12 protein-coding genes, 4 pseudogenes and 1 other annotated feature (1 of these 17 cut by a window edge) are annotated in these 14,720 nt (G+C 32.7%); of the genes and pseudogenes, 7 read left to right on the top strand and 9 right to left on the bottom strand.

All coding sequences use genetic code 11. The features are described 5' to 3' along the window. Window positions 1-130, bottom strand: a binding site (T-box leader); it reaches 107 nt to the left of the window's first position. A gap of 107 nt (window positions 131-237) precedes the next feature. Beyond that, window positions 238-3,747: a DUF4020 domain-containing protein gene (locus ACXVYO_RS11770; RefSeq protein WP_458467135.1), complete on the bottom strand. Its 3,510-nt coding sequence runs from the start codon at window positions 3,745-3,747 to the stop codon at window positions 238-240. A gap of 150 nt (window positions 3,748-3,897) precedes the next feature. Between ACXVYO_RS11770 and ACXVYO_RS11765 the strand changes: the two genes are divergently transcribed. Continuing rightward, on the top strand, window positions 3,898-4,335 hold the full coding sequence (locus ACXVYO_RS11765) for a YndM family protein (RefSeq protein ID WP_458467134.1): 438 nt from the start codon (window positions 3,898-3,900) through the stop codon (window positions 4,333-4,335). 262 nt (window positions 4,336-4,597) lie between these two features. Here ACXVYO_RS11765 and ACXVYO_RS11760 read toward each other — a convergent pair whose 3' ends face one another. Both ACXVYO_RS11760 and ACXVYO_RS11755 read right to left on the bottom strand, forming a co-directional pair. Then, window positions 4,598-5,128 (bottom strand): hypothetical protein, encoded by a 531-nt coding sequence (locus ACXVYO_RS11760; protein WP_458467133.1) that lies wholly within the window; start codon window positions 5,126-5,128, stop codon window positions 4,598-4,600. Window positions 5,129-5,387: 259 nt separating this feature from the next. Further along, a complete protein-coding gene (locus ACXVYO_RS11755; RefSeq protein ID WP_458467131.1) occupies window positions 5,388-6,413 on the bottom strand; it encodes a YheC/YheD family endospore coat-associated protein in 1,026 nt (341 codons plus the stop codon). Window positions 6,414-6,615: 202 nt separating this feature from the next. On the opposite strand from ACXVYO_RS11755, the gene ACXVYO_RS11750 reads away from it, so the two are divergent. The 3 genes and pseudogenes from ACXVYO_RS11750 to ACXVYO_RS11740 all read left to right on the top strand — a co-directional run. Then, entirely contained in the window at window positions 6,616-7,833 is a 1,218-nt protein-coding gene (locus ACXVYO_RS11750; RefSeq protein WP_458467130.1) for an ATP-grasp domain-containing protein, read from the top strand. Next, window positions 7,808-8,027: pseudogene (locus tag ACXVYO_RS11745) on the top strand (hypothetical protein); the annotation flags it as partial. The gene ACXVYO_RS11750 and the pseudogene ACXVYO_RS11745, both read left to right, overlap by 26 nt. 96 nt (window positions 8,028-8,123) lie before the next feature. Beyond that, window positions 8,124-8,296: pseudogene (locus tag ACXVYO_RS11740) on the top strand (IS4 family transposase); the annotation flags it as partial. Window positions 8,297-8,414: 118 nt separating this feature from the next. On the opposite strand, the gene ACXVYO_RS11735 reads toward ACXVYO_RS11740, so the two are convergent. The 3 genes from ACXVYO_RS11735 to ACXVYO_RS11725 are packed head-to-tail and all read right to left on the bottom strand — an operon-like array spanning window position 8,415 to window position 9,802. Further along, entirely contained in the window at window positions 8,415-8,933 is a 519-nt protein-coding gene (locus tag ACXVYO_RS11735; protein WP_458467128.1) for a cysteine hydrolase family protein, read from the bottom strand. Continuing rightward, entirely contained in the window at window positions 8,908-9,483 is a 576-nt protein-coding gene (locus ACXVYO_RS11730; protein WP_458467127.1) for a GNAT family N-acetyltransferase, read from the bottom strand. The genes ACXVYO_RS11735 and ACXVYO_RS11730 overlap by 26 nt, the downstream gene beginning before the upstream one ends. Before the next feature lie 13 nt (window positions 9,484-9,496). After that, entirely contained in the window at window positions 9,497-9,802 is a 306-nt protein-coding gene (locus tag ACXVYO_RS11725) for a YfzA family protein (RefSeq protein ID WP_458467126.1), read from the bottom strand. Window positions 9,803-9,902: 100 nt separating this feature from the next. On the opposite strand from ACXVYO_RS11725, the gene ACXVYO_RS11720 reads away from it, so the two are divergent. Continuing rightward, on the top strand, window positions 9,903-10,427 hold the full coding sequence (locus ACXVYO_RS11720; RefSeq protein ID WP_458467125.1) for a kinase: 525 nt from the start codon (window positions 9,903-9,905) through the stop codon (window positions 10,425-10,427). 18 nt (window positions 10,428-10,445) lie between these two features. On the opposite strand, the pseudogene ACXVYO_RS11715 reads toward ACXVYO_RS11720, so the two are convergent. From ACXVYO_RS11715 to ACXVYO_RS11705, 3 genes and pseudogenes are all read right to left on the bottom strand, one after another. Further along, window positions 10,446-11,120: pseudogene (locus tag ACXVYO_RS11715) on the bottom strand (hypothetical protein). A gap of 228 nt (window positions 11,121-11,348) precedes the next feature. Then, window positions 11,349-12,887 carry a cell wall-binding protein EntB gene (gene entB / locus ACXVYO_RS11710; protein WP_458467124.1) on the bottom strand — a complete coding sequence of 513 codons (1,539 nt, stop codon included), beginning with the start codon at window positions 12,885-12,887 and terminating at the stop codon, window positions 11,349-11,351. A gap of 182 nt (window positions 12,888-13,069) precedes the next feature. Next, on the bottom strand, window positions 13,070-13,561 hold the full coding sequence (locus tag ACXVYO_RS11705) for a nitroreductase (RefSeq protein WP_458467123.1): 492 nt from the start codon (window positions 13,559-13,561) through the stop codon (window positions 13,070-13,072). Between the two features lie 180 nt (window positions 13,562-13,741). On the opposite strand from ACXVYO_RS11705, the gene ACXVYO_RS11700 reads away from it, so the two are divergent. Further along, a complete protein-coding gene (locus ACXVYO_RS11700) occupies window positions 13,742-14,122 on the top strand; it encodes a VOC family protein (RefSeq protein ID WP_458467122.1) in 381 nt (126 codons plus the stop codon). 59 nt (window positions 14,123-14,181) lie between these two features. After that, window positions 14,182-14,646: pseudogene (locus ACXVYO_RS11695) on the top strand (GNAT family N-acetyltransferase); the annotation flags it as partial. Between the last annotated feature and the right edge of the window lie 74 nt (window positions 14,647-14,720).

The following is a 14,720-nucleotide window of genomic DNA, read 5'->3' as shown; positions in this document are numbered from 1 at the left end:
TACTATCTTTACTACGAAAAAGATGCTCCAAGACTGTAATTCATGATTATCCCTGTACTGGTTCACACCAACCACCAGCTCTCTGTTACAGTAAGACTAACCACTACTGTGATCTCTTCATTGCACTTTGTTTATTCAAATGTTTTTGAAATTGAATAAGTATGATTCGTATTATAGAACGCTTTTCAAAACACTGTCAACAACTTTTTATATATTTTTTAAAATTCCACTTCCGTCCTACTTTTCTTCTTGTAAATTCTCCATAACAATTCCGATGCGAATTATCTCATTATCTATTGCATTTAATACATACTTTTCTACCCCAAACCGGGTTAATACTTCTTTTATTCGAATGATTTCCGTTTCAAGTAAATCGGCTTCCTGAAGCGTTTGTAGTAAGTTAAAAAATACATTTGCATACAATTCTTTATACTTTTTTATACGCTCTGTCTTTTCAAGTATTTCATTGAATAACTGTTTTAACTCCGTTTGATTCCCTTTTCCAACCACATATGAAAATGTTTTTATTATAGATAATCCTCTTTCTACTATTTCATCCATAAATAAAATAATACGCAAAAGCATTACATATTCTCTTGCTGTGATTTCACCCATTTTCGGTCGCTCTCGCAAAAATACACTGAGCCAAGCTGCCCAAAATTTTTGTTGTTCTTTTACACTTAACGTTTTGACGTAATAGCATAAAAACTGCATAAATTTAATTTTATTTTCTTCATTTTCTTGTATAAGCAACGGGTATAACCAATCTGTTTTTTGCTCCCAATACAGTACACATTTAATAAATACAAAACTAAGCCATTTCAAAAAAGCTTCCCTTGTATACGGATGCAATACTCCCAAATGTTCTACCGCATACTTAATAAATCGCTTCATTTCTGTAAATAAAGGTAAATTGATTTGCGTGTAACATAAGCCTGCCCATGCATATTTCGTAATCTCATTTTCCTTCTTTAAATCTAAGTACAGTAACAAATATTTTCGGCACCATTGTTTCTCAATATGATAAAGAAATGTTATATCTGCTACTAAACGAGCTAACATGTAATTTGTCCGCTCTGAACTAACTCTTAATTGTTCTTCAAATAAAAATAAATATTCATACACGTTACGATCGTATAAATGATCATATGATAACAGTTTTAATAATACAGCTGTCATTTTCCCAACAGGATGCTGGATTGATTCATTGTAAAAATCTTGTTTTCCAAGCTTAAAATCTGTATCACTTTTCATTACTTGAGGGAATACCGAAAAAGCAAATCGTTTCACATTACGTATGCTATTTTCCTCTAACTCTTCTAATCGGTTACTAATTTCATATAGAAAGCTACTAATTAACCAATGAAAAGCAGTATTTCTAACAAATTTCTGCAATAGCGGAATAACTTTTTGGATTTGTTCATTTGTCAGTCCTCGGTTATTTCGCCACTCTCTAATACAAACAAACCATACTTCATTACTTATTTCATGCATGCTAACTAATTGATAAGCAAATGAAATACTCCATTCTGTATTCAATTTACATGCTTTCGATAACATCTCTAAAAAATGACGTTGTTCAAAAACACCGTCTTCAGAAAATTGACGAACTTGCTTCATAATTTCATCGTCTTTCAGTTGTAATAATCCATCAGCAGTTACATTACAAGTAATACTTTGTTCTGCGGTCTCTTTCTTTTGTACACTGTATCGATCCGAATGAAAGTGAGGATGTTTTTGCTTCATTACCTCATAACCTTTTGCTGTAGATGGACTATTTGAATCACAAGTGAATAATAAATCTAATACTAAACAAACATCAAATGCTCTCTCCTCTGCAAGGTCTTTCAGTACAATTTGAATGACTTCTTCCTTTGTTTTTTCTAAAGAAGATGCGAAATGATTTTTTATAAGCTGAAAAACTTCGTGTTTATACGTGACATCTAAAAGAAGTCCTTTTTGTAACAACCATTTCATTTTGTCATCGGCGCTAACAAATACATTTTTATTCATCGCATCAATTGCAATCCGGGTCTGAAGCACGCTGTCTGCTTCTATCATTTCTGTAATATAATAATTTGCTTTTTTCTCATTGTTTTCACATAAATAGGCTAAACACTCTTTTGCAATTTGAATTAAAAACGCAAGATCATTTTGCTGAAACTCTTTTTCAACATTTTCCTTATCCCTTTTTTTCAATGCCGTTTGTCGTAGTGATAACATTCGCATCTTCTCTATTCCCATCATCATAATTGGTAAGGCGTAATAGGAAATATGCGGTTTCATCTTCTCATTCCACATTTGCTCCACATAAGAAAATGTAGACACTGGTAAACGACTCGATTCCTCAAGTTCTATTGATTCTTGCGTATCATTCCCCCATTTCCTTTCCCGCTTCAATTTCAGTTTTCCGTCCAAAATAAACGTTAGTAATAATAAAGCAATCTCTTTATGCTCAGGAAAAGAACATTTTTGCAGTAAGTAAGAAATTTTTTCAATTGATTTACTATCTTTTTCAGCTGTTTCTAATAAAAGAAGTGTCCATCTTGCAAACAACAACGGGTCCATCTCAATTTTCGTCTCGTTTAAGTAGCTACAAATTGTTCTCCATAATAACGGAGATAGTTTAGAATGATTTTTAAAAATCAATTGAAATAATTCATTTTGATGACTAAAAAGAAATTGTTCCACTAACCATTCAGCAAGTAGTTCATCTACCTCATTATCATTTGATGTAACTAAAAATAAATTTTGTAATTTCCCTTCTGCTTCAAGCCATTCCACCCATTCATAATCATGAGCAAATTCAACAAAGTAGCGGACTGTTTCAATTTTTTTTATGGATTGTTTTATGTATGATAATTGTTCCTGCTCTACTGACGGCGGAACTGTTACTATGTCACGAATGCGCATTCGTTTTGTAATATAATTATCTCCCATTAATTCCGCCCATCGCTTCACTGCTTTAACGAGTGATTGATGATTATTGCCTTTATTCGGATATACAATCGGCCGGATTCCTAAATGCTCCCAGTGGTACGTGTTTTCCCCTTGTGCAACAAATGCATAACGCCTTGTACTTGGTGGTAAACCAGTCGCTAAATATTTCATTACTGGGTCATTATGACTATATCCAACGAATAAAACGGTATAATTCGAGAATAAATCAACTAAAAATCTTCTTGCCCACCCTTCCGTCAAGTAAGCCCTTCCAAAATCACCATCTGTTAAAATTAACGCTTCTTTCTCTTGTTCTATATTGCCATGTATGTAAGCAAGTCCTTTAAACGCTCTACCTGTAGGTAACGCAGGTGCATAATATACGTTTAATTCTCTATTCATTTCTTTCATCGCAGTTGTAAAATGCCGATCAAAATTTGTCGTTACAATGCGGACTTCTGTATCTAAAGGAAACAACCTTGGAATCGCATAATGAAGCGGATTCGGCTTTGACTTTTCAGTATGAACTAAATCTCTTGCAACTTGATGTACGTCTTTTGTTTTCGCAATTTTACCAAGATAATAATCATGTGGTTCTGTTATTTCACGCGTTTCCACATATAACGTCTTCGCAATTTCATCAACTAGATCATCAAAATTCGGTAAGTTTGATTTCCCTTTCATAGAAACTCCCGCTCCAACAAATAGTACTAACTTTCCTTGTTCCAGATGATCAATTAACTCATCTGGAATTTCTACTTCTGAAGTAATCCACACCATGGATTCCCCCTTACCTAAAAATGTCATATACTCTCATTTTACTATAACATTTTTCCTTTGTTTTTTTAATATTTAGACAAAAATCGAACATGAAAAAGTTTTATGTAAATATATTTGTTACAATGTATGAACTCCTAAATTTATTGTAAAACTATGTATAAATCGGAGGTGTAAATATTGAATGGTTTTACTGTAATTCTTATTAAGTTTATATCGTGCATTATCGCATTTAGTATTGGACTTGCTTTATTTTTCCCTGCAACATTCGTCCAAATTATTTCATTTAGTCTTTTTGTTACAATCGTATCCTATATGTTCGTCGATAAAATCATATTAAATCGAATTGGCAATACTGGTGCCATAATGTCGGATTTCTTACTAACGTATTTAAGCGTATGGATTTTCGGTAATATTTTATTAGACAATTACATGCAAATTGCATGGGGTAGTTTCCTTTCTGCTATTGTCTTTACATTATCTGAAGTAATCGTTCATCGCTTCTCTAACTCACACACAAGGCACCAAAATGATAATATTCATATTAATCGCCGCTTTGCGTATGGTACAGAATTTGCTGAAGAACAGAATATATTGGATAAAGATAAGAAGAAGTAACATTTAGATGCAGGGGCACCATCGCCATCCAGTAAAAAAAAGCAAATACCCCGTAACGAATGAATTGATATCTCCAATAGAAATTGGACATTTTTTGTTTTTTGGTGTAATAAAATACTAAAGTTGATAGGCATGACATATTGTGCTACCTCATCTAAAAAATTTAAAAACAATGTTTATCGAGAGTAAACCATCTTAACCGTAATAACCAATTAAAGGAAAGGGTAGAATCTATATCCGAAGATCCAGATTCTACCCTTTTTTAATCACATTTTTCTATTTGGTCGCCTTCTTCACCTGCATTTTCTGCCGAACTATCCGTTCCGCCTCCCACTGCATGTTGCTGTTTGGTATTAGAACTTTCAATGGCAGCATTGGTTCCCGCTGCACTGTCTTCTCCACCACCACTTGCCACTTGAGTAGCACCGGCCTGTTCCTTACGAGTTTTATTAATTTGATTATTGATGATAATTACAAATTCTTCCTCTTCAACTGGAGTTTCTTTTTTCTTTTTATGCGGCTCAATCTGGTCCCCGCTAATTCCTTTATTTATGGCTTCGCCTCCAGCACCCACTGCTCCTTGCTGTCGGGTATTCGATGAATCGATTGCTGCATTACTTCCTGCTGCACTATTTTGTCCGGCTCCACTGGCAATTTGTGTTGTATTCGGTGCAAATGTAATCTGATTATTAATTACAATGACAATTTTTCGTTTATCAGCAAGATTTCCCAAATCAATTTCTTCTCCATCTTTTTTTACAAATCGAAACGTGATTTTTTCATTATTTTCCATATTCTCCCCCCTTTGTAATATTAAATGACTGGAGAATGATAATGGATTGGACAAGCGTATTTTTTTATAAATATGTACCCCCACCCACAATGAGAGGTGTATTATCCGGTTCCGGTATCTTCCTCGTATTAGATACAGCATCTGCCGAATTTCGGGATGTATGGAGAAAAACCTTATAGAAGATATAGAAATAGAGATTAGTAGAAACATTGGTATATAAAGGTTTCTACGTTTCATTTTATTTTCTACTTTCCTTTTCTTATTTAGATTTATCAGCCAAATATCTAGCATATTGAATTAAATTTCTAGCTACATCTAGTTCCAGATTAAATATATTAGGTACTCCTGGTCTCCAATTCACCTCAAATAACCACAATTTTTGATCTTTATCAATCCCTACATCAATTCCTAACTCATCAAATAATACATCCCTAAATAAAGAATTAAAATGGTTAGAAAAAGTTACTGCAAATCGTTCTAAATACCTTTTAATATTATACCAATCGTTATCAAATTCCGCTTTTAAAAAAACATCTAAATAAGTACTATAACCACCCTTAGCCATATTTGATACAATACTTCCTAATGGACCTATTCTTGGGAATATAGAAGTAACAACCCACCGTCCTTCCCCATTTCTTTGAACATGCAATCGAAAATCATAAACATGACCAGATTTCATTTGACATGAAATAAACTGTTGAACTATGTATCCTTGCTCATGAATCTTATCAGATATAAAGCTCTGTAATTTTTTTTTATTAATAGTTGAAATTTGTTCTGACTCATTCATACTGTAATCGACCCCATTTTTTTCAATGAAAACAATACCACTACCTTGATGTCCAGAAATAGGTTTAATAATAATTTTTTCATAACGATTAATCAAGTCAAAAAACTTATTAACATCATTTAATTCATAAAAAGGAATAAGATATTGCTTAAATTTTTTTGCTCTATTTATTCTGTTATATACACTTAATTTATTTCCAATAGAATGACTTGTAAAAGGAACTTTTTCATGTAGATAATCATAAATTCCCTGAGTTTTATCACTAATATGAACACTTGCATTATAAATAACATCTGGAAAAGAAAATTCTTTTTCAATCCATTTACCATTTTCATAAGTTTTACCTAAAATCTTCTCTGTTTCTAAATTTACTTTTCCTAAAGTAAAATAAAAAAAGTCTACACCTTCAGCTTTCGCTACAGCAGCGTAAGTATATGCTTTCTTTACGTCATTCGGATTTTTCCGATGATGAAGCATACCAATTATAGTCATGTTGTTCTTCTTCCCTTCTTTCTAAAGATCTTTTTCAAAACAAATATCAAATTCATAATAATATATATTCATGTTCTCCCTCATTCAACCATTTTTCGAAAAATCAAGAACAAGCTTAACCTCATTTTAATATTCTACCTATAGAAATAATAAACCTGAGATTTTATAAAATGATAAATGATAAAGGTTAAGGTGACATAAAATGGATACTATCGTTTTCATTGAAACAAATAAATCTGGATCAAGTAGGGAAGCAATCAAAGCAGCTGAAAAACTTAATTTCTTTACTGTTTTATTAACTCAAAAAACAAAATTTATTAATGAACGCACTATGTTCCCTGATGTACATCAGATGATTTTCACTGATATAAATGATTATGATAATATAATTACAACAATTAAAAAATTAAATAAATCAGGAAAAAACATAAAGGGGATATTTAGTTTTATTGACCCTTATGTTTATGTAGCTGCGCGTTTATCAGAAAAATTTTGCTCAAATATTGTATCTTCTAAAGCTATCCATCATATGGAAAACAAAATATTAACTCGTAATGTACTTAAAGGTTTACCAATCTCACTCAACTATTTAATTTACAAACCAACAGAATCATTATCATCTTTTATTAATAAAAATAATAAGATAAACTTCCCTCTTATTGTGAAATCCCCTAAATCAACAGGCTCAAAAGATGTATTATTAGTAAAAAATAAGGATCAATTAATTTTATCTATGCAAAGTCTTTTAAAAAAACTACCTAATGAAGAAATTCTACTTGAAGAATATATAGATGGGCCTCAGTACTTAGTCGAAATTTTAGTTCAAAATGGAAAAGTTCATATTATAGCAATAATTGAACAAGAAATTACACTTTTTGAACGCTTTATTGTTACTGGGTATTCTTTACTAGGACAAGTAGACAAAAGACTATACAATAGTCTTTTCAATGCAGTTAATTCTGTTATTCAGGCTTTTAATATGAAAAATGGAGCTTGTCATCTAGAACTCCGGAGAATAAATGATGTTTGGAAATTAATTGAGATAAATCCCCGAATATCAGGTGGAGCAATGAATGACATAATTGAAATTGGGCATGGAATCAACTTAGTACAAGAAACTATTAAATTAATGTTAGGAAATAAACCTTCACTAAACAAAAAACATCATAAATATGTGTACGCCCATTACCTAACAGTTAAATCTAAAGGACAACTAATTCGAGTTACAGGCAAAAATCGTAGTTCTAGATTTCCTGGTGTAGAGAAAGTTTATATAAAACCTAAAAAAGGAACTTTTCTAAAACCACCTACATCAATGGGACATCGATATGGATACGTTTTAGCAGCGTCCAATTTTAAAACAGAAGCTAAAAAAATAGCTTTAGAAGCAGCAAAAGAAATTTCATTTGAAATTCAGTAAAGCAAAAATTTCAAGCGATTTAATAAATATTTGTGTGCCTGGTACATTATGTGTAATTTTCATTCAATCATTAGGCTCAATTAGAATCGATGCACTAATTGCTGCCCATTTTATCGGCAAACTTTTTGGCTGGATGATACCACATTATCAACCATCTTTTACACTGGGTATTTAAAAAAGAGCAAACTGTCTAAGGAGTCAAAATAAAGTACAAGAGAAGGGTAAAACATTAATCATACGTATTGTGATAATGAATTTTTTCTTCACAGGCTAGCACCACATCACTAGCTATTAACGAGTTTCATTTATTCGATGAAAAACTACAGCGATTTCTATCTCCAAACATCCTTCAACAGCTCGCGTAGGAGACGGGTTTCGTAAGATGTGAAAGTAAGTATGGTGCATGGGATTTTGTTGCTTTTATATTCGGATTAATCAACACGTAGTAAGTTATTCCCTCTCTCTATAACGACCATATATCTCAATTAACTTGCATTTTTAATATGCAGATTCTTTCAACAACTTGATTTCAAATAAAAAAGCGGCCACTCTTTCAGAGACAGCCGCTTTCCTATTTACGCTTACACTTTCAGATCTTTAAGTGCAACAACATCAGCAAATGCTCCAAACACTACATTATGATGCTTCACAATGTCTTCCGCACGTAACACTTCTGTATTAAACGTACTATGTGCATCACTCACTAACGTTACTTTATACCCTTCACTAAACGCTCTTCGCGTTGTCGTATCCACACAGTACTCCGTTTGCATACCTGAAATAATAACGTGTTCAATTCCTTTTTCTTGTAATACTTCGTTTAATTTTGTCTTATGGAATGAATCTGGCGTCGTCTTTTCAACGATACTGTCCCCTTCTTGCGGGGCAATTGCCTCATGTACTTTCCAACCAGCTGTACCTTTTTCTAACGGATGATCTTTTGGCCCGTTATGTTGTACATAAATAACTGGAATATCATTTGAACGACATTCCCCAATAAGCTCTTGCAATATTTCTAATAACTTTTCCCCATTATGTACTGGCATTCCTGCTGTATACATACCTGCTTGCACATCAATTACTATTAAAGCTCTTTTCATTTCGCGCAGCTCCCTTTTGTTTGTATTCCACCATCCAACAATCTTCTAATTTCCCCTCATGCAGCTCATGTTCCTTTAATATCTTCACCTTTTTAAATCCGCATTTTTCATAACAGTTTATCGCGCGTTCATTATTTACTTTCGGGTCCATTGCGATTGCTTCTGCTCCCGTGTTCTCCATAATATATGTAATTGCTGCCTGAACGAGTTTCGTTCCAATTCCTTTTTCCCAATAAGTCGACTCACCGATAAATTGATCCATTCCCCATACATTTTGAGATTCTTCATAGCCATATAATGCTTTCCACTCAAAATCAACTGGATACATTTGAATGTAACCGATTGGCATATTATCAAACTCTATTAAACATCTTTTTTCATGACTATTTGGATTATGTATAAAATGATTCAGTACCATTTCTACAGATTGCGGATTATCTCTTCCTTCGTAATACTGCAAGACTTCTGGGTCTGTTAACCATTTTGAAATGATTGGTGCATCCTCTTCTTTTACGTACCGTACCGATACATGATCTTTTTGAAATAGCATATATTACCTCTTTTTAATTATTTATATTTTTCCTTGTTGTGAAATCTTTCATTGCACCTACTAGTGCGTATGGTAACATTGTAATCGCAAAAAATGCTGTAAATACATTAAAATGAGGAATTTCATATGGAGTGAACCATTTCGTGAAAAATTCAGAATGTAAAATTCTATTTAAAAACTCTCCACTTGGCTTAAAATTTGGTGCCCATCCTGTAATCTCACAAATAATAAATAGTAATTGAACAATTATAAATGCCCCTAGGTAGCGAAACCATGTCCGTTTCCAAATCGGCTGCGCCTTATTTAATTCATGTTCCATCTAACTCCCACCTTTTTATTTCCATCCTATTAATTATACACTTTCCACAGTTTATTTGTTAAAATTTTCTATATAATCATTCATGCTGGGGGAATTCATTATGTCTAATCCTATACTTAAATCAACATTAATCATTCTTAGAGGAAACTCCGCAAGTGGTAAAACAACAATCGCAAAGCAACTACAAGAACATTTTGGACAAGGTACACTTTTAGTATCACAAGATGTTGTACGTAGAGATATGCTTAGAGTAAATGATACGATGGGTAATTTATCGCATAATTTACTATTTGAAATTACAAAGTACGGAAAAGGAAAATGTGAATTTGTTATTTTAGAAGGCATTTTAAACAGTCGTAGATATGGTGATATGCTGAAAGAATTAATACATTTTTTTGAAGGAAACGTCTATACATATTACTTTGATTTATCGTTAAACGAAACGATTCGACGACATAATACAAGGGAAAAAAGGCATGAATTTGGTGAAGATTCCCTACAAAAATGGTATAATCCGCACGATACCATTAAGGTTGCCAGAGAAACTATTTTTACAGATAACTTTACGCAAAAAGATATATTTGATGCAATTCATAATGATGTTGCAATCAAAAAACAAGACTAACATAATATGTTAGTCTTGTTAGGTACTTTGTATCTCAGTTTTTATTATTGAACAATCTTTACATAAATAATAGTATATATTCATTTCCCCAAACCGGAAATCAACTACTGAAATCAGTCCGCGTTCTTCGATATCTTATGTAATTGTAGCAACATACTTCATCTCTTTAGAACAACACGGAAATTTCAAATCTTCTGGAAAATCATTATATAACGGTGCTCCTAATAATCTACATATATATTCCGAACCGAACAAGTCAAAAGCTTCCCAGTAACTATCTTCATCAGAAGGTATATCTTCATTTTTCATATTTATAAGCCTTACATTTCTTTTTGGGAAGGGAACTGGTAGCTTATATCCCTCTTCCATTTTCCATTCTTCTGCATTTTGCTGCTGAATGATTTGAACCGTTTTACCTCCATCACTTAACTGAAAATATTGCGGTTCCCACACCATCGCGCAATTCAAGCATGAAACTAAAGGTAAAATGTCTAGTTCACTACTTTTAAGTTCAGCAATCCTCTCATCTTTTAAATCAAAACAGAGAATTTGATGCATATTCTCACCACATAACTTACAAAATGGTAAATTACACTCTTCACCACCAAAGTAATGATTGTAGGATTCTTTTCCTTCTACTACCCTATACCCTTTCATGTCATTGTACTGTTCCCCATATAATTCCATTGTCATATTCTATCCTCGCTTTATATAAATCTAATCCACTTCATTATAAAAAGATTAACACTAGAATACACCTATACTTTAAACTTAATTACACTATTATGAGTGAAAGTACATAGTAAATGATTTGATATATAATATATTTACTTTTTCTTTCCATGAATGAATCATATTAACTCACAAATAAAAGCCAGCCTCAATAAAGAGAACTGACTTCTATCTAGTTAACTATATTTATTAAAGAATTTTAACTTTAACAGTTTGTCTTCCCCAATTCATAGCTTTACTTTTTGAACCCATTAAAACATCAATACGATTTCCTTTAATAGCACTTCCCGTATCACCAGCGATAGCTTCTCCATAACCTTCTACCCATACTTTAGATCCTAATGGGATTACTTTCGGATCTACTGCAATAATTCTCATATTCGGATTAGCCGTTAAATCATGCCCCATCGCAGTTAAAACACGTCCACCATATGTACCATTTTCACTTGGATCAGCAGTATATGCTGTCGCTACTACCGTTAATTCACGTTTAGCAGACTGTATGTTATTTTTAGACTCTTCTTTTGCTTTTTCTTCTTCCTTAGCTTTGGCTATTTCTCTTGCTTTTTCTTCTTCCTTAACTTTGGCTATTTCTCTTGCTTTGGCCTCTTCCTTAGCTTTGGCTATTTCTCTTGCTTTTTCTTCTTCCTTAGCCTTTGCTATTTCTCTTGCTTTCTCTTCTTCCTTAGCCTTTGCTATCTCTCTTGCTTTCTCTTCTTCCTTAGCCTTTGCTATCTCTCTTGCTTTCTCTTCTTCTTTAGCCTTTGCTATCTCTCTTGCTTTGGCCTCTTCCTTAGCTTTTGCTATCTCTCTTGCTTTCTCTTCTTCTTTAGCTTTTGCTTCTTCTTGTACTTTCACTTCTTCTTTAGGCTTTACTACTTCTTGTACTTTCGTTTCTTCCTTGGGCTTTACTACTTCTTGTACTTTCACTTCTTCTTTAGGTTGTACTACTTCTTGTACTTTCACTTCTTCCTTAGGCTTTACTACTTCTTGTACTTTCACTTCTTCCTTAGGCTTTACTACTTCTTGTACTTTCGCTTCTTCCTTAGGCTTTACTACTTCTTGTACTTTCACTTCTTCCTTAGGCTTTACTACTTCTTGTACTTTCGCTTCTTCCTTAGGCTTTACTACTTCTTGTACTTTCGCTTCTTCCTTAGGCTTTACTACTTCTTGTACTTTCGCTTCTTCCTTAGCTTTTGCTACCTTCTGAGTCTTAGCTTCTATCTTAGCTTTAACCGTTTTTTGCACTTTTGCTACTTGCTTCGTTTTCTCTTCAGCTTTTTTTTCAACTGGTGCTGTACTTGATAGGAAAGAAACATTTGCATAAGCTGTTTTTCCTTTATACTCAAATTGTAGCCAACCGTCTTTTACTTGATGCGTTGATTCAATTACATCATTTGTTTTTAGTCTGCCAAGTATTTCTGATTCTGTACTTGCATCAGAACGGACATTTAACAAATTCGCTGTTACATAATACACATCTTTTGTAAACTCCGTACTTACAAAGACTTCTTTACCATTTAAATCAATTTTGGACCATCCTTCTTCCGTATGTATAACCTTTAACTTTTCTCCTTCTTTTACTTTTTTGACAACTTTTGATTCAGTAGTCGGTTTTTCACGTACGTTGAGTACATCTGCTGTTACGATTGTTTCTGCAGTAGCGACTGTGGTAAAAGCCCCCATCCCAAAAACTGTTGCTGTTGCTGCGCCAATTATTTTTTTCATATTAGCCTCCATTATTTTTTTGAATTCTATCAAATGCTTCCATAAAATTAGGAAAGCATTTGCAACAGTATATTAATACGACTTAATATACTGCTATTAAAACTCCTTACTCCAATACTATCAAATTCTCATTTTTAATTCTATATATTATAAATCTCATTATCTTCTATAAACTCTTCATACTAAATAGTTGTCACAATTCCTGCCAAAAACAAACTTACAATCGCTAAAAATTTTGTGCCGACTATAGCCCCTCTTAAATGAAACTTATAATCTTTGTATCCCTTCATGCCTTCTGTACTAGGAATAACAACAAATCTTGGGGTAATCCAGCAAAAGATTAGCCAATCCAGTATAAACAAATCTACTAAATTAAAAATCATTAAAATACCAAAAGTATGTAAATAGGCATCAATATATAATAATTTTTCATGTTTATGTAGTATATATGTAGAAACGAAAGGAGTACCGAAAAGAATAGCATTATATGCAATGTTAAAATAAATCGTTTGCTTTTTTTCATGAATCGATTTTGGAAAAACTACCTTTTGAATATCTTTCGGATACTCTGTTAACGAAAGACGAGGGTTATAATATAAAGATCCTAAAATCATTACGGATAATACAATAGACATAATGACACCAACGTACATCATTTGCTCAAATGAATTCATATGCTTCATTCACCCTTTTCTGTAAAAGCTATGTTGATTCTTTACTTAATTACACATTGTATGCTCATAAATAACCAAAAATTAACCCCCTCCTTTAACACCCAGTCAAAATTCTTGCAATGCAAAAACAATTTTTATAAAGTGAAAGCCTAATTAGTTAAGTTAGGATTGGTGAAAACTATGAAAATAGAACATATTGCAATTTGGGTAAATGATTTAGAATTAACGCGTTCTTTCTATACGAAGTACTTTAATGGTAAAGCGAACTCTTTATATCATAATGAAGTGAAACAATTTGAATCTTATTTTATTACGTTCGAATCTGGAGCAAGACTTGAACTTATGCGTAAAAAAGGTATAGAAAACAAGCCTAACCTCAACATAACTGGCTATGCTCATATTGCTTTCTCTGTCGGTAGTGAAGAACGTGTAAATGAATTAACTACAACATTAAAAAATGATGGTTATCCTTTACTAAACGGGCCACGTTTCACTGGAGATGGCTATTACGAAAGTGTGATAAGCGATCCTGAAGGCAATCAAATTGAAATTACGATTTAATTTATTTTTTTTCTGAAGAACAAATGAAAATTTGTTAGGAGGAATATTATGCAAAAACTAAATTTGAAGAAACAGATTTTAATTTATACTTCCAACTTGTATTCAATAAAGAAGTAATGGCGCAAATTACCGAACGCGCTACTCCGTTAGATGAAGCGCAAAATGACTTTACAAGGCTGTTAAAACGTAATGAAAACCATCAACTATTCGGCTCTTATAAAGTATATGATTCTATTACAAATGAATATATTGGTTTTGGACATGTTACGGTAAACGAAGATAATGTTAGAGAAGCTGAAATTGGTTATATGATTTTGCCGAAGCACTGGGGAAAAAGATATGGTAGCAGAATTGCAAAGGAATTAATGAATATAGCGAAGCAGACAGATATAAACGTACTAAAAGCAATTATTGATCCGAACAATGTCCCCTCTCGCAAAATTTTAATACATGTAGGTTTTACATCAGAGAAAGTTTGTGAGATTGATGGATTGCCAGGGGAGATATTATGTACATATATTTAACTAAATAAAAGGAGATACTACTAGTAGTATCTCCTCTTCCTCTTAGCCATCATCTCATGAAATGGTGGCTTTTT

Source organism: Bacillus sp. BC08, from assembly GCF_054326875.1.
This window is presented reverse-complemented; position numbering and strand designations above follow the sequence as displayed.

Coding starts and splice junctions, on each gene's coding strand:
- entB (WP_458467124.1), bottom strand. CDS start 12,887: ATGAAAAAAATAATTGGCGCAGCAACAGCAACAGTTTTTGGGATGGGG.
- ACXVYO_RS11755 (WP_458467131.1), bottom strand. CDS start 6,413: ATGACTATAATTGGTATGCTTCATCATCGGAAAAATCCGAATGACGTA.
- ACXVYO_RS11720 (WP_458467125.1), top strand. CDS start 9,903: ATGTCTAATCCTATACTTAAATCAACATTAATCATTCTTAGAGGAAAC.
- ACXVYO_RS11725 (WP_458467126.1), bottom strand. CDS start 9,802: ATGGAACATGAATTAAATAAGGCGCAGCCGATTTGGAAACGGACATGG.
- ACXVYO_RS11735 (WP_458467128.1), bottom strand. CDS start 8,933: ATGAAAAGAGCTTTAATAGTAATTGATGTGCAAGCAGGTATGTATACA.
- ACXVYO_RS11750 (WP_458467130.1), top strand. CDS start 6,616: ATGGATACTATCGTTTTCATTGAAACAAATAAATCTGGATCAAGTAGG.
- ACXVYO_RS11705 (WP_458467123.1), bottom strand. CDS start 13,561: ATGAATTCATTTGAGCAAATGATGTACGTTGGTGTCATTATGTCTATT.
- ACXVYO_RS11770 (WP_458467135.1), bottom strand. CDS start 3,747: ATGACATTTTTAGGTAAGGGGGAATCCATGGTGTGGATTACTTCAGAA.
- ACXVYO_RS11730 (WP_458467127.1), bottom strand. CDS start 9,483: ATGCTATTTCAAAAAGATCATGTATCGGTACGGTACGTAAAAGAAGAG.
- ACXVYO_RS11760 (WP_458467133.1), bottom strand. CDS start 5,128: ATGGAAAATAATGAAAAAATCACGTTTCGATTTGTAAAAAAAGATGGA.
- ACXVYO_RS11700 (WP_458467122.1), top strand. CDS start 13,742: ATGAAAATAGAACATATTGCAATTTGGGTAAATGATTTAGAATTAACG.